A 20,355-nucleotide genomic window follows, 5' to 3' on the forward strand; every position below is an offset into this window, starting at 1 on the left:
GCCGACACCACTGGAACTGTTTCGAAACGTAACCCGCCGATATCAATTCAGGGGTTAGTCAAAAATTCTCTTATTTTTCCTGACTATTTCGACAGGATATTCATGATTTTGTATGAATCACGATTGCTTTGATTATGATGGTATTTCAAGTGCCAGAAGCCGGACTTTCAGGTAAAATGCCGCCCTCAAAATTATTCACCTAAGTCTTGTTGACATAAAAGTCACACTCACATGAGGAATAGCCGAATGTTTACCCGTGATATGAACATTGCCGATTTCGACCCAGCCGTATGGGAAGCGATGCAAGCGGAAGACGCGCGTCAGGAGCACCACATCGAACTGATCGCTTCTGAAAACTACACCAGCCCTCGCGTGATGGAAGCTCAAGGCTCTCAGCTGACTAACAAGTACGCCGAAGGCTACCCAGGCAAGCGCTATTATGGTGGTTGTGAACACGTCGATGTGATCGAGCAACTGGCAATCGATCGTGCCAAAGAACTGTTTGGCGCACCTTACGCCAATGTTCAGCCACACTCAGGTTCGCAGGCAAACGCCGCAGTTTACATGGCGCTGTGCAAGCCCGGCGATACGATTCTGGGTATGAGCCTGGCACACGGTGGTCACCTGACTCACGGTGCATCGGTATCGTTCTCAGGTCGAATCTACAACGCGGTTCAGTACGGCCTGAATCCGGAAACCGGTGAAATCGATTACGCCGAAGTTGAACGTCTGGCGCAAGAACACAAACCCAAAATTATCGTTGCTGGCTTCTCAGCCTATTCTCGTGTCGTTGACTGGAACAAGTTCCGCGAAATTGCCGACGCTGTAGGGGCCTATCTGTTCGTAGATATGGCCCACATTGCAGGTCTGGTTGCTGGTGGTGTTTACCCGACGCCGGTTGGCATCGCTGATGTTGTCACCACCACAACCCATAAAACTCTGCGCGGACCTCGCGGTGGCCTGATTCTGGCGAAAGAAGACGAAGAACTGAACAAGAAGCTGAACTTCGCAGTATTCCCTGAGTCTCAGGGCGGCCCGCTGATGCATGTCATTGCTGCCAAAGCCGTTTGCTTCAAAGAAGCCATGTCTGAAGACTACAAAGCCTACCAGGCCCAGGTTGTTAAAAACGCTCAGGCAATGGCAGAAACCTTTATCAGCCGCGGCATCAACGTCGTTTCTGGCGGTACCGACGACCACCTGTTCCTGGTTGATCTGATTGGTAAAGAGTACACAGGTAAAGACGCTGACGCCGCTCTGGGTCGCGCTAACATCACAGTGAACAAAAACTCTGTTCCGAACGATCCTCGTTCTCCATTTGTTACTTCCGGCCTGCGTATCGGCTCTCCGGCAGTGACCAGCCGTGGTTTCAAAGAAAACGAGTGCAAAGCCCTGACAGACTGGATTTGTGATGTACTGGACGCTCTGGAGAATGGTAATTCAGAAGCCGTCGAAGCCGAAGTGAAGAAGAAAGTGGTTGAACTGTGTACCGAGCTGCCGGTATACAAATAAGCCACTGAAGATCGGATCAATATCATTGATCAGACAAGCGCCCCGTTGATGTCGTCAGCGGGGCGTTTTTACTTTCTGTCGCGAGGCTCGCCTGATTGCGTAATTTCCCGAATGGAAAAATCCCACGGTAGCCCTTAGGGTTTAACCCTCTGACGTTTGGAAATTGTTATGTGGACCATTGGTGCCAGCCGAGTACAGTCACTCGAATCACAGCCTCACCGACATCACCATCATCACCATCAGGTGGTGTTGGGATTAACCGGTGAGGTCTGGTTTGATCTGCCACCGGATCAGCAACTGCATTTTGGTCCGGGGTTTGGTTGTCTGGTGCCGAGTAATTGCGATCATGCTTTTTACGGCGAGGGCAACAATACGGTGGTGGTAATCGACGTCAGCGGCCATGACGGTTCCAACCATTTGATCGATGCTGGTTTGTTTGATCAGCTGTTTGCTCAGCCACGTTTTATCGAGCTGGATGATAACCTCAGATCGCTGGTGAGATGCCTGGCCAAGGAACTCACACAACGTCCACTCGATGTGCAATTGCAGCAACACGTCAGTGGGTTATTGCTCCACAGTTTATTTCACCGCATTGCAACTTATCGCCAGTTCGCTCCCGGTACGTCCAGCCGTATCGACCTGGCAATGCTCGACCAGCTGATTGCCGAACGGCTGACGGAAAAACTCAGTGTTGAAGAACTGGCGAACGCCTGTCACATGAGTGCCAGCCAGTTTCATCTGCGCTTTCGCCAGCTCACCGGTATGACTCCCTATCAATACATCCTGCAGCAACGGGTGCAACAGGCAGCCTGGCTGCTGGAAAACTCTTCAATGGCAATCAGTGCGGTCGCCGCCGATACCGGTTTCGCCAATCAGAGTGCATTGAATCATGCCATCAAAGCCCGCTTCGAACTCTCCCCCGGGCAGCTTCGCAATCAGCGCAAACACCAGCATTCGCTTTAGACTAACCGTGAGCGTTGCGAATAAATTCGCACCAAAACCGTAGTTTTTGACAAAACCGCCAGATTTTTAAACAAGTTTTTGCACCGCCTCATCCCGTAACCTTGATCGACGGGTTAATACACTTCCTGTTCGTATAACGACAGAACAACAAAAACGGGTGCGCAAGATGAGCGACTTTGATGCAGCGGTACTGTTTGCAGACCACTCCCAGATGACCGCCGATGACTGGTTTAACGTGATCGAAAAGCAATACGCGGTTGATGAAGACAGTTACATGTCGCAACTGGTGGCACAGGCTGAAGGCAGCGATGACCCTGCCGCACAAAGCGAGTTCCGTCATAAGAGCGAGATGCGCGCGCGTACAATGGTGGAAGTGATCCGCGCCGATGGCGATGTTGCTCATGCGGTGGATAAGTTATTACAGGAATACAGTCTGGATAACGAAGAAGGCGTTGTTCTGATGTGTCTGGCGGAAGCGCTGATGCGTATTCCGGATTCCGAAACGGCTGATGCGCTGATTCGTGACAAGCTGTCGGCAGCCGATTGGGACGAACACATGGGTCGTTCCGATTCTTTGTTAGTGAACGCCTCCACCTGGGGCCTGATGCTTACCGGTAAAATCACCGCCATTTCCAATCGCGAAACATCGGCGGGCAACTTGTTAAGTGGTTTAATTCAGCGCGCTGGCGAGCCTGTGATTCGCGCCGCGATGAACCAGGCTATGAAGATCATGGGCAAACAATTTGTCCTGGGTCGCAGCATCGACGAAGCCATTAAAAACAGCAAAGGTTACCGCGCCAAAGGTTACACCTACTCATTTGATATGCTTGGCGAAGCGGCCTTTACCGACGCCGATGCCGAACGCTATTTTGTGTCATACCGCAATGCCCTGCGAACGCTTGCCAAAAGCAAAGGCAACAAAGACTGGCGTGACGACCGGCCAGCACCCAGTATTTCGATTAAGCTATCGGCTTTACATCCGCGCTATGAGGAATCCCACCAGCACCTGGTGATGAAGGAACTGGGCGCCAAAGTCGAAAGCCTCGCAGAAGAAGCACGGCAGCATGATATTGCTCTGACCATTGATGCCGAAGAAGCCGACCGTCTGGAATTATCCCTGCGTCTGTTCCGTCAGGTGTATCAGAGTCCGGCGGTGAGAGGCTGGGATAAGTTCGGCTTGGTGGTCCAGGCCTACTCCAAGCGCGCCACGGCGGTGCTGGGGTTCCTTAATGCGCTGGCAGCAGAGCAAGGCGATGAAATTCCGGTTCGTCTGGTCAAAGGCGCCTATTGGGACAGCGAAATTAAACATGCGCAGCAATTAGGCCTGGCCGATTATCCGGTGTTCACCCGCAAAGAAAACTCCGATGTTTCTTATCTGGTGTGTGCCCGTTACCTGCTGAGTGAAACGACTAAGGGTAACATCTACCCGCAGTTCGCTACTCACAATGCCCACACCGTTGCCAGCGTTGCTGAACTGGCACAACAGAATCCGGGCCGGGCGTTTGAGTTCCAGCGCTTACACGGTATGGGTGACGCACTCTACGACCGCCTGTTGAACGACGACAAGATTAATGTACGCATCTATGCGCCGGTCGGTGCACACAAAGACCTGCTGCCCTACCTGGTACGACGTCTGCTGGAAAATGGCGCAAACTCCTCCTTTGTTCACCGTTTGGTGGATGCCGAAACACCGGTATCACAATTGGTGCAATCGCCGGTGGCTCAGGCCAGCCGTCATGCCTCTTTCCGTAACCCGCATATTCCTCGTGCTGCTGAGGTCTTCGCTGATCGTCGCAATTCTCAGGGATACAACCTGTCAGTGGCATTTGAGCGCGAACCACTGCTGGCGAGTATTCGTAGCTTCGACGACAAACAATGGCATCAAGCCTCATTGATTGCTGGCAAAGACGCCCACGGTGACGATATCCACAGTGTCTTCAGTCCATACGATCGCAGCAAAAAAGTGGGGGATGTGATCTGGGCATCGGCTGAGCAAGCCCAGCAGGCACTCACCATCGCCGATAACGCCTGGTTCGACTGGAACCGTACCCCGGTGGTTGAGCGTGCCACCTGCCTTGAGCGCATGGCTGATCTGATGGAGCAACACACCGACGAACTGATGGCACTGTGTGCCCGCGAAGCCGGTAAAACCCTGCAAGACAGCATTGACGAAGTGCGCGAAGCCGTCGACTTTTGCCGTTATTACGCGCAACAGGCACGCGACGGTATGCAACTGCCAACCCGGCTGCCAGGGCCAACAGGGGAAAGCAACGAACATTATTATGAAGGTCGTGGTGTATTCCTGTGCATCAGCCCATGGAACTTCCCATTGGCGATCTTTATCGGTCAGGTGGCCGCTGCTTTGGTTGCGGGCAACACGGTGCTGGCAAAACCAGCGGAATCAACCTCATTAATCGCCGGTCGCGCCGTTAAGATGCTTCATCAAGCAGGTGTCCCGGGTGATGTTGTGCAACTGCTGTGTGGCTCTGGTGCCACCATTGGTAATACTCTGGTGCCGGATTCACGCATCACAGGCATTGCTTTCACCGGTTCGACTGAAACCGCACAACATATTAACCGCACGCTGGCGGCACGCGATGGCGCACTGGCAACCTTTATCGCCGAAACCGGCGGTCAGAACGCCATGATCGTGGACTCCACCGCACTGCCAGAGCAGGTGGTCGCCGATGTCATGGATTCCGCTTTCGCATCCGCAGGTCAACGCTGTTCAGCGCTGCGGGTTCTGTGCGTACAAGAGGATATTGCAGAGCGCATTATCGAATTGATCGACGGCGCATTGCAGCGCATCGAAATGGGCAATCCACAAGATTACAGCTGCGACTGCGGTCCGGTCATCGACGAACGTGCGCGCAGCGGCTTGCTGAATCATATTGAACGCTGGCGCGCTGCCGATCGCGTGCTGGCTGAAGCACAATTACCAGAGCAGGCGGCTAACGGTTATTACGTTGCTCCGGTTGCCATTGAAATCAGCGATATCGCCGACCTGGGCCGCGAACAATTTGGTCCGGTACTGCACGTACTGAAATACAAAGCCAGCGAACTGGATCAATTAATAACCAGTATTAATGCTACCGGGTATGGCCTAACGCTGGGTATCCACAGCCGTAATGAAGCCACGGCCGCTTATATCGAAAGCCGCGTCAGGGTGGGAAACTGTTACATTAATCGCAATCAGATTGGCGCCGTAGTGGGTGTGCAGCCGTTTGGTGGTCGTGGTTTATCCGGCACCGGTCCGAAAGCCGGTGGCCCTAACTATCTTAAGCGGTTTGCCACTGAACGAGTCCGTACCATCAACACCACTGCCGTTGGTGGCAACGCAACGTTGCTATCACTGAATGCTGATGATTAACGGGTCTGTTAATGAATAAAAAGACGACGCCTCGCGTCACCCAAAACTGAGCCGCTTTGGCGGTTCATTAACTATAAAAACGACACAGAAAACTAAAACACTCAGGAGTGCAGCATGGACATTAACGTATCAACGCTGATTACTTTTATTGCCTACCTCGGAGCAATGCTCTGGATTGGTTTGTGGGCTTATCGTAAAACCAACGATTTATCCGATTATATTCTTGGTGGCCGTTCTCTCGGTGCCTGGCCCTCGGCGTTATCCGCTGGTGCTTCCGATATGTCTGGCTGGCTGTTATTAGGTATGCCGGGTTATGCCTACGCAGCAGGCTGGGAAGCATCCTGGCTGGCCGGAGGTCTATTGTTGGGTACATACCTGAATTGGCTGATCGTCGCGCCTCGTTTACGTGAATACTCCGAAGCGGCCGGAAACAGCCTGACGTTACCGCAATATTTCAGCAACCGCTTTGGCGATAGAGTACTCATTCGCTCGATTGCCGCCTTCTTCATCCTGCTGTTCTTCCTGTTCTACACCAGCTCCGGTCTGGTTGCCGGTGGTAAGTTATTTGAAACCGTATTTGGTCTGGATTACACCATCGCCGTAACCGTAGGCACCATCGCCGTTGTATCGTACACCTTCTTTGGCGGATTCCTGGCGGTATCCTGGACTGATCTGGTGCAAGGTCTGTTAATGGCAGCCGCTCTGATTATAGTACCGATTGCGGCGTTTACCGCGGTGGGCGACGGTCCCGGTGCGCTGATGGCGGCAAAAAATCCGGAAATGTTGGATGCCTTTACCAAAGCGGATGGCACTGCTCTGGGTCTGATGGGGATTGTCTCTCTCGCCGCCTGGGGACTGGGTTACTTCGGTCAGCCGCATATTCTTGCACGCTTTAAAGCCATAAAAAGTCGTGACGACATTGCGCAGGCCCGCCGGATTGCAGTGACCTGGACTTTTATTGGTCTGGTCGGTGCTTCACTGGTTGGTGTTGCTGGTATTGGTTACTTCGATACACCACTGGCCGATTCCGAAACCGTATTTATGGATCTGGTACAGGCACTGTTTCATCCGCTGGTAGCCGGTATTTTATTGGCGGCGATTCTGGCCGCTATTATGTCGACGGCCGATTCTCAGCTGCTGGTATCGTCTTCTGCGCTGACGGAAGATTTCTATAAAGAACTGATCAACAAAGACGCCGACGATGCCCTGCTGGTTAAAATCGGTCGCTTCGCGGTAGCCGGTATCGCGGTGATTGCCTGGGCATTGGCATTGAATCCTGACAGCTCAGTACTCGGCCTGGTGTCATACGCCTGGGCTGGCTTTGGTGCTGCGTTTGGCCCAGCGGTGATTTTGTCGTTGTTTTGGTCGCGAATGAACCGTCTGGGTTGTCTGGCCGGTATTCTGGTCGGTGGTATCACCGTTGTGGTCTGGAAGCAGCTCAGCGGCGGTATATTCGATGTTTATGAGATTGTACCGGGCTTTATTTTCGCCACGATAGCCATCGTTGGTGTAAGCCTGGCCACTCCCGCTCCTGAGCAGGAATTGCTGGAAACTTTTGACAAAGTAAACGGTTAATTCCCTCTTTGCGGCCCAGCCTTCCGGGGCTTGGGTCGCTTTTTTATGCCCGGCTCCAGGGCATAACCTCGCCCTGCTTTCCTCTCAATAACGCTGATATCAACGATTATTGACTTAAATATCCGTCCCACCATGCTGCCACAATTCTGAAATAGAATCTCGTTCTGCTGAAACAGCCAAGCGGTAAAAAATGTTAGCGCCAATTACTCGATCAGGCTGACGAAAAAATGAACATACCAATGCGTTTGATACGGAAAAATATACGCCTGTCGCAACCTGAGTAATGGCAACACATTATCTTACTGAAAAGACGCAACAGTCTGTTACTTTGCTTCCAGGTTTCAAACTGACATAAATCACCTAAGCTAACAGGATATTACCATTCACGAATTCCTGCTTTATGGAGGGATTATGAAACAAGCAATCGCCCTGTGTTTTATCGCTCTGCCATTATTTTCTGCTGCAGAACAACCATCAGCCTGGCGCGCTGGCGGGGGCGTTAATTTTGTATTTATCGAACCGACTTCCGCTTACTCCCGTTCTGAGGAAGATTGGCAAAAAGCAATACACGCCAGTCTGGACTACAGCCACAACCAACACCTGATGGCGCGCTTCATGCTGTATCGCTTCGATGCGACAGTTAATGACGATATCCGCGGCTGGGGCAGCGAAGTGCAGCTACTGGCAGGATTTAATCTGAATGGATTTGGCGCCCGGATTTATAGCGGTCCGGTAGTATTTCGTGAAAGCCGAAAAGATAAAACCGCAATTCATGACCAACACCGAACATTCTCCGGTACCGGGTGGAGCACTGGCATCGGTTATCAATGGCAACGATGGTCGTTTGATTTATCCGCCACCCTTCGCGATAACTCAGATTACGTCGATTATTACGAAGAGAAAAACGTCTCTCTCGAAGACGACGAGGTCTGGACGACCATCACCAATGCCACTGTGTCTTACCAGCTGTAATTCGGAAGGTTTGTTATGAAAAAACGATTAGCAATAGCCATCATGGCTCTGGGATTATCGGCGTGTCAGGAAAGTCCGGAAGAACGCCCTGTCGAACGTGACTTCGATGAGTCGACATTTGTCAGTTCAAATCTGCCAATAGCCATCATTCAGACCAATGAGCTGACGATACCGGATGAGCCGAAAATTCTGACGAAATTTACGCTGATTAATGCCCCGGATAACGTCAACAGACCCGACGACATCAACAACCTCGACTATGGCCAGGACGAAGCACACCGTTATGCCGGTATCGAGTTACGTGGTTTTGGTTCCCAGAGTTTCGAGAAACAACAATATGGTCTGGAATTGTGGACGGCGGCAGATGGTACCAGTCTGGCCGGTTACGCTATTGGTACCACCGAAGATACTCTCGATGACGCCGAAGCTCTGGAAGACCAGGAAACCGAATTACTCAACATGGCCGAAGAAGAAGACTGGATACTTTACGCGCCTTACTCCGACAAAAGCCTGATGCGTAATGTTCTTGCCTACGACTTAGCTGCCGACATTTCTGGTTTATGGCAGCCTAAAACTGAATTTATTGAAATGTTTTTCAGCGATGAAAATAACAAGCTGGACTATCGCGGCGTTTATATTCTGACCGAGAAGATCAAGCGTGACAGTGGTCGTATCGATATCAACAAGCTGAAAGACGACGAAATCGAAGGCGAGGATTTAACCGGTGGATACATACTGGAACTGACACCAACCCAGCGGGTAGCAAGCGATGACGTGGCGTTTTCCACCCGCGACACAAAAATGGTTATTGCCTATCCCAAACCCAAAGATATTCAGCCAGAACAAATTGCTTATATCAGTAATTACACCAACCAGTTTGTTGATGCTCTGTATGGAGCTAACGCTGAAGACGATGCCACCGGTTACACTAATTTTATTGAGCTGAATTCCCTGGTGGACTACTTTTTGATTCACGAGTTGTTTAAAAACCGCGATGGATTTTACGCCAGTGCCTATTTCCACAAGGATAAAAACAGCAAATTAGTGGCCGGTCCGGTTTGGGATTTTAATTTATCATCGGGCAACGACACTCGTGCAGCTAACGTCAACTTGTCACCATCCGGCTGGTTCTACCGTGATAAATGGGTCGCTGAACGGCTCTATAACAGTGCCAAATTTGTCAACGCCTTTAAATCCCGCTGGCTTGAACTGCGCAACAGTATACTGAGTAACAACGCGCTGAATCAGCGCATTGATGATGAGTTCGCCAAACTGAACCAGGGAGCCGCCGCACGTAACTTCGAGAAATGGGACATTCTGGGAAAATTCATTCAGGGCAATCAGATTCCCGATTCCCAGAGCCACCGCGAAGAAGTGGAGTACATGCGCACTTGGTTACTCAACCGTTTGGCATGGATTGATAGTAATATCGGTAACCTCTGACGCAGCCCGGCAGGCAGCAACCAACAGCGGTGTGGACGAAGCCCGGGGCCACTGTTGGTACTGGCGTCAATGCCCCAAATCGAGTAAAATCGCGCAACTTTTGGTCAGCCCATGTCGGGTTGACGGTTATATAAGTAAGCTCTTTACCAGTTATGCGTTGCCCGTTTTGTTCACATCCGGATACCAAAGTTATTGATTCACGTCTGATTGCAGACGGCGAACAAACGCGTCGTCGTCGCGAATGTATCAGTTGCGGTGAACGTTTCACTACTTTTGAAAGCGCAGAACTGCTCATGCCTCGTATCGTCAAACAAGATGGTACCCGCGAACCCTTTGATGAAGCCAAACTCTGCTCTGGTATCCAACGCGCATTGGAAAAACGTCCGGTAGGCGTCGAAGCCGTTGAATCCGCGGTATCACGTATCAAGCATGATCTTCGTACTACCGGTGAACGAGAAATCGACAGCCGTGTACTGGGTGAATGCGTTATGAATGAGTTACGTCAGCTGGATCAGGTTGCCTACGTGCGCTTTGCCTCAGTTTACCGCTCGTTTCAGGACGTTTCAGAGTTTCAGGCAGAAATTGAACGCATGGCTGATAAGTCAAACCAGTCCCGCGAGAAAGATACATGAGCCGCGACCAGGTCTACATGGCAAGAGCGTTAAAGCTCGCGCGTTTGGGAATGTACTCCACCAGCCCTAATCCACGGGTGGGCTGCATACTGGTAAAAGATGACGAAATTATCGGCGAAGGCTGGCATCAGAAGGCCGGTGAAGGTCACGCTGAGGTGAATGCCCTGAGAGCCGCCGGCGACAAAGCCGAGGGGGCAACTGCCTACGTCACGCTTGAACCCTGCTCCCACTTTGGCCGCACACCGCCTTGTGCCCAGGGACTCATCAATGCCAAAGTGGCGCGCGTTGTCGGAGCGATGACCGACCCGAATCCTCAGGTTGCCGGGCGCGGTTACAGCATGTTGCGTGAAGCCGGTATTGACGTCGTTGAATCCTGTCTGCAAGACGAAGCTGAGGCCATCAACATTGGTTTTATTCAACGGATGCGCAGCGGCTTACCCTATGTTCGTGCAAAACTGGCGCACAGCCTTGATGGTCGCACTGCGATGGCCAGTGGTGAAAGCCAGTGGATCACCGGAGCGCAAGCGCGCCGGGATGTTCAGCGTTTACGGGCCCGCTCCTGCGCCATTGTGACCGGGGTTGATTCGGTATTAATCGATGACCCATCTATGACCGTCCGCCCAGCCGAAAGCGGTATTCAACAGGAAGTACGTCTCTGGCGTCAGCCACTGCGTGTTGTCATTGATGGTGAAAATCGCTTAACCGCAAAAGCTAACTTGCTGAAACAACCTGGCGACATTCTCATTGCCACGCGGTCTGAACCCGCAATCAAACCATCACGACCTGCCGGTAGCGGCGCGTTGAACTATTGGGTATCACCACCAACCGTCAACGGCAAAGTCGACCTGAATGCTCTGGTTCGTTATCTGGGTGAACAGGGAAATAACGAAATTTTGCTGGAGAGTGGTGCCCGGCTTACCGGCGCTTTTGCCGCCCAAAACCTGATTGATGAGCTGGTGTTGTATTGTGCTCCAACCCTGCTGGGGAGAAGCGCCAGACCACTGCTATCATTAGATTTCAGTGAAATGAAACAGCAAATTCGCTGGCACTGGGAAGACGTGCGTATGGTGGGTAACGACCTGCGTTTAACACTGACTCCTGAACAGAATGATAAGACGGCCTCCGTCGCAGAAGAGGCAACAGAAAAGTAAATGTTTACCGGAATTATTGAAGCCGTTGGCTCTGTGGCCAGCGTCGAAAACAAACAAGGTGATTTACGCCTGAGTATTCACACCGGATCACTTGATCTGGCGGATGTAAAACTGGGTGACAGCATTGCAACTAATGGTGTGTGCTTAACCGTGGTAGCACTACCTGGGGATGGCTTTGTTGCTGATGTATCCCGCGAATCCCTGGCACACACTCAGATTGGCGCCTGGACCAAAGGCTCTGCCGTTAATCTGGAAAAAGCCATGATGCCGAGCACACGCATGGGTGGCCACATCGTCACCGGTCATGTGGATGGTCTGGGTACCATAAAAAAGCGTAACGCAGATGCACGCTCCATTCAGTTTGTGATTGAACCGCCGGCGCATCTGAAAAAATACATCGCCGCCAAAGGCTCGATCACCGTTGATGGTGTCAGCCTGACGGCCAATGCCCTGAACCCCAATGGTTTTGAGCTGAATATTGTTCCGCACACCGCGGAAGAAACAACCCTGTACGCCGCCAAAGAAGGTCAGCAGGTTCATCTCGAAGTTGATATTATCGCGCGTTATTTAGAACAGCTGTTGACCGGTGGTAAAGACCAACCAGCTACATACAACGCTGCCCAAGCTGAAAAAAGCAGTATCGACCAGGCTTTCCTGGCGAGAAACGGTTTCTGGAAATAGGTGAGCAACATGCCCCTGAATAAGATTGAAGACATTATTGAAGATATCCGCAACGGTAAAATGGTTATCCTGATGGATGACGAGGACCGTGAAAATGAAGGTGACATCATCATTGCTGCGGAAAAAGTAACCCCTGAAATCATCAACTTTATGGCGACGGAAGCCCGTGGTCTGATCTGCTTAACCTTAAGTGGTGAGCGTTGCGATTTCCTGGGCTTACCGGCGATGGTGACAGGCAATGGCGCAAAATTCTCCACCCCCTTCACGGTATCCATTGAAGCGGCTGAGGGTGTAACCACCGGTATTTCCGCCGCCGATCGTGCCCGCACGATCCAGGTAGCAGTTGATGCCAGTAGCAAGCCAGAAGACATTGTTCAGCCGGGACATATTTTCCCGTTGCGCGCCCGTCCGGGCGGTGTACTGAGCCGTGCTGGTCATACAGAAGCCGGTTGCGATTTAGCCCGTCTGGCGGGTCTGACTCCATCGTCTGCCATCGTTGAAATTATGAATGCCGATGGCACCATGGCGCGCCGCCCTGATCTGGAAGTATTTGCTGAAAAACACGGTATCAAAATCGGCACTATTGCTGACTTGATTCACTACCGTATCGCCAACGAAAAAACCGTTGAGCTGACGACTAAAGAGGCTGTTCACACTGAATTTGGTGAATTCCAGCTGCATACTTTCCGCGACAACATTCAGAATGAAACCCATATCGCCTTAACCATGGGTGATATTTCGGAACAAGACCCAACGCTGGTTCGTGTACAAACGACCAACACACTGCGCGACGTGTTAGGTATCCGTAAAACCGAATCCGAAAGCTGGTCATCCACCAAAGCTATGGCAAAGATTGCCGAAGAAGGTAAAGGCGTTCTGGTACTGCTTTCTGCAGGCCAGCAAGAAAATATTTGCGACAGCATGGATCAGCATTTTGGCCGTGTCCGCCCACAACGCAGTCCGAATACCGATAGCTCAGGTGCGTTCCTGACGATTGGTACCGGCTCACAAATTCTGCGCGATCTCGGTGTTAAAAAGATGCGCCTGTTAAGCAGTGAAACCAGATACGCAGGTCTGTCTGGCTTCGACTTGGAAATTGAAGAATATTTGCCCTACTCAGAATAAATCGCTGATTAACGAGCGGCAGATAAAAACTATTAATTCAGATATTGAATATGTTAGAGAGTAAAACCATGAGCTTAGAAATTATCGAAGGTGATTTAACTCCAAACGACGGTAAATACGCCATTGTTGTAGGTCGTTGGAATGCATTTGTTGTAGAGAGTTTGCTGGAGGGTGCGGTTGATTCTTTGACTCGCCACGGTGTTGATATCGAGAACATCACAGTTATCCGTGTTCCGGGTGCAATGGAAATTCCGCTGGCGACCAAAAAAGTGGCTGATAGTGGCAAGTACGATGCCATCATCACTCTGGGTGCCGTTATCCGCGGAGGTACACCACACTTCGAATACGTTTCTGCCGAGTGTACTAAAGGTTTGGGTCAGGTTTCTTTACAGTCCGGAATCCCGGTTTCTTTCGGTGTTCTGACTGTTGATTCTATCGAACAGGCTATCGAACGCTCAGGTACAAAAGCAGGTAACAAAGGCGAAGAAGCTGCAATGTCTGCCTTTGAAATGGTTAATCTGATCAAAGCTCTGGAGGCGTAAGCCAGATGGCCAGCACTCCCGGTAACCCAGCCGCCCAGGGCAACCACTCTGGCGGTAAAAAAACCAGCCCGGCCGCTCGTCGTAAAGCACGACGTTTTGCCGTACAAGCCATTTACCAATGGCAGTTGGCTGGTGCAAATTTGGCAGCAATTGAGGCTGAATTTCGTACCGACAACGACATGAGCAAAGTGGATCTGGAGTACTTCCACGATATTCTGCATGGAGTGCCGCGTGAAAAGTCCGAGCTGGACAAAAAAATCGAACCTCTGCTGGATCGCCGTTTAGACGAATTAACCCCGGTCGAGTTAGCGATTTTACGTCTGGGTGCTTATGAAATGGTTCATCGCATCGACGTACCTTACAAGGTCGTCATTAACGAATCGGTTGAATTAGCGAAAACCTTTGGCGCCACCGATGGTCACAAATACGTAAATGGTATTTTGGATAAACTTGCCCAGCGTGATCGTATGGTGGAAATTCGCGGCCCAAGAGCGAAAAAGTCCTGATTCTGCGCAACCAATTCTGAATAATTGGACTGATTATGAGTAAAAAAACCGAAGATGTTTCCTCACCAAACATCGGCGAATTCGAAATAATTCGCCAGTTTTTTTGCTCAGACTTTCCCTCCTCACCTGATACCGTTATTGCCATTGGCGACGACGCATCCGTTGTAACACCGCCAGCGAATACTGAGCTGGTACAGAGTATTGATACTCAAGTAGTTGATGTGCACTTCCCGGCAGCAGCCCCTGCTCATTTAATTGCTCAGCGTGCCCTGCGTTGCGCAGTCAGCGATCTGGCAGCGATGGGAGCATCACCCCAAGGGTTTCACCTGGCGCTGACTCTGCCGCAGTCTGACGTCGACTGGTTAAAAGCGTTTTCTGATGGATTAAAACAAGCTGCGCAGCAATTAAATATCGCATTAATTGGCGGCGATACGACCCGTGGCAAACAGCTGGTTATTTCGGTTGCGGTACAAGGCTGGATTCCGAAAAACAGCGATGGCAGCAGTCAGGCACTCATACGCAGTGGCGCACAGAACGGCGATATTATTTGTCTCTCCGGCCCCCTAGGTGCAGCTGCACTCGCTTTGCCAGCCGTATTGAAGAACCCAGCTGATACTTCAGGTTATGCGCAACACTATTACTTCCCACAGGTACACCTCACCCTGGGGCAATTGTTACTCGGTAAGGCAACATCCTGCATCGATATCTCCGACGGTTTGTTACAGGACGCAGGCCATATTGCCTATGCTTCCAACGTACAGTTACAGCTCAATGCAGATGCCATTATGTTGGCTGATCCCGATAGACCGGTACCGTGCCTGAGCGGTGGTGATGACTATCAACTGCTGTTTACGCTTGCTGACACCGCCGAATCGGCTGAGCTGCTGACACAAGATTTTGCTGCCTGTCACGGTATTCACAAAATTGGCCGTGTGGTTACCGGCAGTGGCGTCCAGTTAAGTGGCAGTCAGGATTGGTTGACTGACTTGAAAAAGAACGGTGGTTTTACGCATTTCTGAGTAATGCTCAGATATCAAAAATCCTGTCTTCCGTTTTTACCAGATAGCCAAAAAATCCGGTTAAACAGGGCATAAATAATCCACAACACTATCACACACTGATCAGGACAATGCGCTGTAAAAGTGACCTGCGAGTTGCAGAGGCATCGCCTCGATTTTCGATACTGTCCACTTCAGACCCAAAGTGTATTTATTACCCATAATTTTTTGATGAGCGCATCAATGACTGACGTTGCCATAAATAATACATTACAGGTAACACCACCAACGTTAATAACAAGGCACTGACGGTGCCGCCAACCATAGGCGCTGCAATACGACTCATCAATTCGGCGCCAGTGCCTTGCGCATACAATATCGGCATTAGACCAACAGCAATGGTAGCCACTGTCATTGCCACTGGCCTTAAGCGTAAACCGGCTCCCTGAAGAATCGCTTGTTTAAGTTCCTCAGCCGATAATAAACGCTGTTGCATATCAGCAACCTTCTGTGCCTTTTTAACTGACTGATTGAGGTACACCAACATAATCACACCGATCTCTACCGCAACACCAGCTAGCGCAATAAAACCAACACCAACCGCAACCGAAAAATTAAATTGCATCCACCACATGAGCCATAAACTGCCGACAACTGCGAATGGCAGCGTTGATAAAATCATGGCTACCTCTGCCTGGCGACCAAAACTAACAAACAACAAAACAGCAATAATGGCGATGGTTAGTGGTATTACATAACTGAGTTTCTGTTGTGCCCGTAACCAGTACTGATACTGGCCTGACCAGTTAACAGAATATCCTGGCGGTATTTGAATACGACCGTCAACAATCGCCCGGTCTACTGCGGATTGTGCCTGTTGTACATAATGTCCAAGATCAACGTTAGCAATATCAATAAAGAGCCAGCCATTAATTCGCGCATTTTCACTCTTGATCATCGCCGGTCCAGGTTCAATCGTTACCTCGGCGACCTCCCCCAAATGAATCACTTGGCCATTTGTGCTTACCAAAGGCAAATTTTTTAATGCCTGAACTGAGTTACGATAGACCTGTGGAAAACGAACGCTGATCGCGTATCGCTCTAATCCCTGTACCGACTGGCCGATCGCTTTGCCACCGACGACATTGGCGATCAACTGCTGCAGGTCTTGCAGCGTCAAACCGTATTGTGCGGCACGAAAGCGATCGATACGTATATTGAGATAGCGGCCAGATGCAACCCGCTCAGCATAAACCGAGGTTGTACCGGGAACCTGTTGTACCACCTGTTCGATTTGTTCTCCCAAGCGCTGAATCACCATCAGGTCGTCCCCGGCGATTTTTATACCGACGGGCGTTTTAATACCGGTAGCTAACATATCGATACGTGTTTTGATTGGCATAACCCATGCATTGGTTAATCCGGGGAACTGAACTAATGAATCCAGTTCTGCCCGGATTCTTTCCGGCGTCATGCCCTCACGCCATTCACTCTTTGGTTTAAACTGAATAAACGTCTCAATCATCGTCAATGGGGCCGGATCAGTAGCCGTTTCTGCCCGACCAACTTTTCCGAATACCGTTTTTACCTCGGGTAAGGCACGGATTAACCTGTCCGTTTGTTGCAGAATCTGACGTGCCTCGCCAATACTCAATCCAGGATAGGTTGTTGGCATATACATTAAATCGCCTTCATCCAGTGGCGGCATGAATTCGGAGCCAATTCTTTGCAGTGGATACCAGGCACTGACGGTAATAACCAGTACAAGCAACAGTGTCAGTTTCGGCCAGTTTAATACCCGATTTAACAATGGCATGTACAGAGCAACTAATACACGATTTAGCGGATTCTTCTGCTCAGCAGTTATATCGCCCCTTACTAAATAGCCCAATAATACGGGTACCAGTGTGATAGCAAGAATTGCAGCCGCCGCCATGGCATAGGTTTTAGTAAAAGCTAACGGCGCAAATAATCGTCCTTCCTGCGCCTCCAATACAAATACCGGTAAAAAACTTAATGTAATAATCAGCAGGCTGAAAAATAATGGTGGCCCCACTTCCTGACATGACTGAACCACCAACTGAAAGCGATCTTCTTGGCTTATCCGAGGCTTTTTTTCCAGATTTCTATGCAGGTTTTCAATCATCACAATGGCACCATCCACCATGGCACCAATGGCAATGGCAATACCACTCAAAGACATAATGTTGGCATTCAGACCCTGCCACTTCATCAGAATAAAAGCGACCAGAATTCCCAGCGGCAAACTCAGCAGAATCACCAAAGAAGAACGGAAGTGAAATAAGAAAGCGGCACAAACCAGGGTGACGACCAGAAATTCTTGTCCCAGTTTCTGCCATAAATTATCCACAGCTGAGTGAATTAGCTGGGTTCGGTCATATACCGGAATAATTTCAACACCATCTGGCAGCGCTGGTTTCAGACTCTCGAGTTTGGTTTTTACCCGTTCAATCACTGACTGCGCATTTTCGCCATAACGCATGACAATAATGCCGCCGACCACTTCTCCTTCGCCATTTAGTTCTGCAATACCGCGGCGGCTTTGTGGGACTTCGCGAACCTGAGCAATATCTTTGATCAGCAGCGGTGGGCGTTGTTGCGTTATGATCACTGGGATATTTTCCAGCTCAGTCACCGAGCGAATAAAACCCGTGGCATTGAGCATGTATTCGGCCTCGGCTATTTCCACTACCGAAGCACCCATCTGCTGATTAGCCTGCTGAACTGCACCCACCACTGCACTGACCGGAAGCTTATGAGCAATCAATGCCTGAGGATCAAGCTGCAGCTGATATTGTTTAACCATCCCCCCCAGTGCCGCGACTTCTGACACACCAGCAACCGATTGCAACTCAAACTGCAAAAACCAGTCCTGCAGGCGACGCAATTCCGCCAAATCGGTATTACCACTTTTATCAGTCAGGGCATAAATATATACCCAACCAACACCGCTGGCATCGGGCCCCAGTTGTGGTCGGGCGGCTGCCGGCAATTGTGGAGAAATCTGACTCAGATATTCCAATACCCGACTGCGCGCCCAATAAATATCGGTATCATCATCAAAAATTAGGTAAACGTAAGAATCACCAAAAAAGGAAAAGCCACGTACAGTTTGCGCACCAGGTACCGATATCAGCGCCGAAGTCAGTGGATAGGTTACCTGTTCTTGTACAACGTCTGGCGCCTGCCCCGGGTAGGAGGTTTTCACGATCACCTGCACATCCGATAAGTCGGGAATAGCATCCACCGGGGTTTGTTTAACCGCGTAGACTCCAACGAATGCGAGTATGGCACTTAGTAACAGAATAAGAAGACGATTATTGACCGACCATAAAATAATCTGTTGAATCATGGCATTACCCCGTTATCGCTATTTACGGCAAGACGGCGGATATCCACAACACAAAAATCACCATCGTCCAGAGCTGCCAGTTTAATGCTCAGTGGTTGGCTCCAGCTATTTAGATTTGGACTGAAGTTTTTTACCCTTGCAAAATCCAGTGCCAGATGAAAATCCTGTTGCATGGCTGGCCAGTGCCATTGGCTGATGGCCTGATGCTTTACTTCGATACGATTACTAGCGGGGTTCTTCTTAATTTGCCCTTTAATCCAGATAATATCTGGTTTATGTTCTGGATCATGCTGTGGATAAAAACGCAATAAATCCGAGGCAATGGACGATTCAGAATCCAACAAAAACTGTCCACTGGTGACCACGCTATCCCCCTGCATCAGACCAGCCAGAATCTCGGTTTTTTGCGAATAAACGCCAGTACCGAGTTGAGTTTCACGACCCGGTGTAACCGCGACCGATTTAAACCTCCCGTCACCCAGTGCCAATACGACCCGAGGCTGGATACCGTCATTAATGACGGCTTGAGATGGCAATTGTAAGACAGCCGAAAACTGTTGACGCAACACCAAATTTAAATAATCTCCGACCCGCCAGTGACTGTGTTCGTTGTTTAACGGAATGCGCAGTGTTTGGCTACGATCCCTGTCCAGTACTGGCGGTAACAGGGCTTTATCGAAATTAAGATCCAACGATTTATCAGACGGTTTAATCACCTGAATATCCGTCAGCTGCGGATTAAAGCCTTGCAACGGTCTTGTCAGTTTCACTTCCAACCAAAGGTGTTCCAGGTTCCCGAGGGTTAGAATCTGCTCTCCGGCTTTTATTCGCCGACCCTGTTGCAGATTCCAATAAGTAACGGTGGCATTCTGCTCGGCAGTAAAACGAATTTTCTCCTGAATCTTTTCGTTTTTTTGCAGCTGATTAATCCAATACTGCGGCAAGTTCAGAGCCTGTAATCGCTCCCGTGCGGAAGCAATCAGGTTTGCTTCACCATCGGCCAATGCCACCAGAAACTCCTCCTGGGCAACCACCAGATCCGGGCTGTAAAAATCGAATAACTTTTGTCCGGCTTTTACTCGTTCACCTTCGCCGGCAACATAAGCGCGTTCAATCCAGCCATCGGCGCGAATCTGAAAATGCCGCAGGTAGTTGTTATCTGCTTTGACTTCAGCAAACGCCAGGTGTTGCTCTACCCAGGGAAGGCGCTGCACGGCTGCAGTAGTAACACCCATCTGGCTCTCTACTGCCGGAGAAATGCTGACCTCACCCGCAGAGTGCGTATCCGCTTCCTCGAATACCGGTATCAGGTCCATCCCCATCGGGGATAATCCGGGGCCATCCCGGCGGAAATTCGGGTCCATCGGTGCGACCCAATACAACGGCTGCTTTTCCTGCTCAGTAATTGCCTGATCAGTCATATCAGCGTGGGGGTTCACCCACCATGAAACCGTGGCACCAAAGGCTGCAGCCAGCACAATTAACATCAGATTTTTCATAGGTAACTCAACACAA

Annotated in this window: 15 protein-coding genes; 13 read left to right on the forward strand and 2 right to left on the reverse strand. The window is 50.4% G+C overall.

Translation table 11 applies throughout. The features are described from left to right. The first annotated feature begins 246 nt into the window (after positions 1-246). From MK185_09750 to thiL, 13 genes are all read left to right on the forward strand, one after another. On the forward strand, positions 247-1,509 hold the full coding sequence (locus MK185_09750) for a serine hydroxymethyltransferase (protein MCH2040906.1): 1,263 nt from the start codon (positions 247-249) through the stop codon (positions 1,507-1,509). 168 nt (positions 1,510-1,677) lie between these two features. After that, positions 1,678-2,472, forward strand: coding sequence for an AraC family transcriptional regulator (locus MK185_09755; GenBank protein MCH2040907.1), 795 nt, complete (start codon positions 1,678-1,680; stop codon positions 2,470-2,472). A gap of 166 nt (positions 2,473-2,638) precedes the next feature. Next, on the forward strand, positions 2,639-5,842 hold the full coding sequence (gene putA, locus MK185_09760; protein ID MCH2040908.1) for a bifunctional proline dehydrogenase/L-glutamate gamma-semialdehyde dehydrogenase PutA: 3,204 nt from the start codon (positions 2,639-2,641) through the stop codon (positions 5,840-5,842). Between the two features lie 114 nt (positions 5,843-5,956). Continuing rightward, on the forward strand, positions 5,957-7,417 hold the full coding sequence (gene putP, locus MK185_09765) for a sodium/proline symporter PutP (GenBank protein ID MCH2040909.1): 1,461 nt from the start codon (positions 5,957-5,959) through the stop codon (positions 7,415-7,417). A 411-nt stretch (positions 7,418-7,828) separates the two neighbouring features. Further along, the gene (locus MK185_09770; protein MCH2040910.1) at positions 7,829-8,389 is read left to right on the forward strand and encodes a hypothetical protein; all 561 of its coding nucleotides are present in this window, start codon (positions 7,829-7,831) and stop codon (positions 8,387-8,389) included. A 15-nt stretch (positions 8,390-8,404) separates the two neighbouring features. Further along, entirely contained in the window at positions 8,405-9,832 is a 1,428-nt protein-coding gene (locus MK185_09775; GenBank protein ID MCH2040911.1) for a CotH kinase family protein, read from the forward strand. Between the two features lie 152 nt (positions 9,833-9,984). After that, the gene (nrdR, locus tag MK185_09780) at positions 9,985-10,464 is read left to right on the forward strand and encodes a transcriptional regulator NrdR (protein ID MCH2040912.1); all 480 of its coding nucleotides are present in this window, start codon (positions 9,985-9,987) and stop codon (positions 10,462-10,464) included. Next, complete coding sequence (gene ribD, locus MK185_09785; protein MCH2040913.1) at positions 10,461-11,615, forward strand: bifunctional diaminohydroxyphosphoribosylaminopyrimidine deaminase/5-amino-6-(5-phosphoribosylamino)uracil reductase RibD; 1,155 nt, start codon at positions 10,461-10,463, stop codon at positions 11,613-11,615. The genes nrdR and ribD overlap by 4 nt, the downstream gene beginning before the upstream one ends. Then, positions 11,616-12,296, forward strand: a complete 681-nt coding sequence (locus MK185_09790) for a riboflavin synthase (GenBank protein ID MCH2040914.1) — start codon at positions 11,616-11,618, stop codon at positions 12,294-12,296. It abuts the gene before it with no gap. A gap of 9 nt (positions 12,297-12,305) precedes the next feature. Continuing rightward, a complete protein-coding gene (gene ribBA / locus MK185_09795; protein MCH2040915.1) occupies positions 12,306-13,421 on the forward strand; it encodes a bifunctional 3,4-dihydroxy-2-butanone-4-phosphate synthase/GTP cyclohydrolase II in 1,116 nt (371 codons plus the stop codon). A gap of 68 nt (positions 13,422-13,489) precedes the next feature. Beyond that, positions 13,490-13,963 (forward strand): 6,7-dimethyl-8-ribityllumazine synthase, encoded by a 474-nt coding sequence (ribE, locus tag MK185_09800; protein ID MCH2040916.1) that lies wholly within the window; start codon positions 13,490-13,492, stop codon positions 13,961-13,963. A gap of 5 nt (positions 13,964-13,968) precedes the next feature. Next, positions 13,969-14,469: a transcription antitermination factor NusB gene (nusB, locus tag MK185_09805; protein MCH2040917.1), complete on the forward strand. Its 501-nt coding sequence runs from the start codon at positions 13,969-13,971 to the stop codon at positions 14,467-14,469. Between the two features lie 35 nt (positions 14,470-14,504). Further along, positions 14,505-15,488 (forward strand): thiamine-phosphate kinase, encoded by a 984-nt coding sequence (gene thiL / locus MK185_09810; protein MCH2040918.1) that lies wholly within the window; start codon positions 14,505-14,507, stop codon positions 15,486-15,488. 193 nt (positions 15,489-15,681) lie between these two features. Here the strand turns inward: thiL and MK185_09815 are convergent, their stop codons facing one another. Together MK185_09815 and MK185_09820 are read right to left on the reverse strand one after the other, a co-directional pair. After that, entirely contained in the window at positions 15,682-18,840 is a 3,159-nt protein-coding gene (locus tag MK185_09815) for a CusA/CzcA family heavy metal efflux RND transporter (protein ID MCH2040919.1), read from the reverse strand. After that, positions 18,837-20,339, reverse strand: a complete 1,503-nt coding sequence (locus MK185_09820; GenBank protein ID MCH2040920.1) for an efflux RND transporter periplasmic adaptor subunit — start codon at positions 20,337-20,339, stop codon at positions 18,837-18,839. The genes MK185_09815 and MK185_09820 overlap by 4 nt, the downstream gene beginning before the upstream one ends. Positions 20,340-20,355 lie beyond the last annotated feature (16 nt).

Source organism: Saccharospirillaceae bacterium (genome assembly GCA_022448365.1).
In the GTDB taxonomy this organism is placed as follows: Bacteria; Pseudomonadota; Gammaproteobacteria; order Pseudomonadales; family Oceanobacteraceae; genus Bacterioplanoides.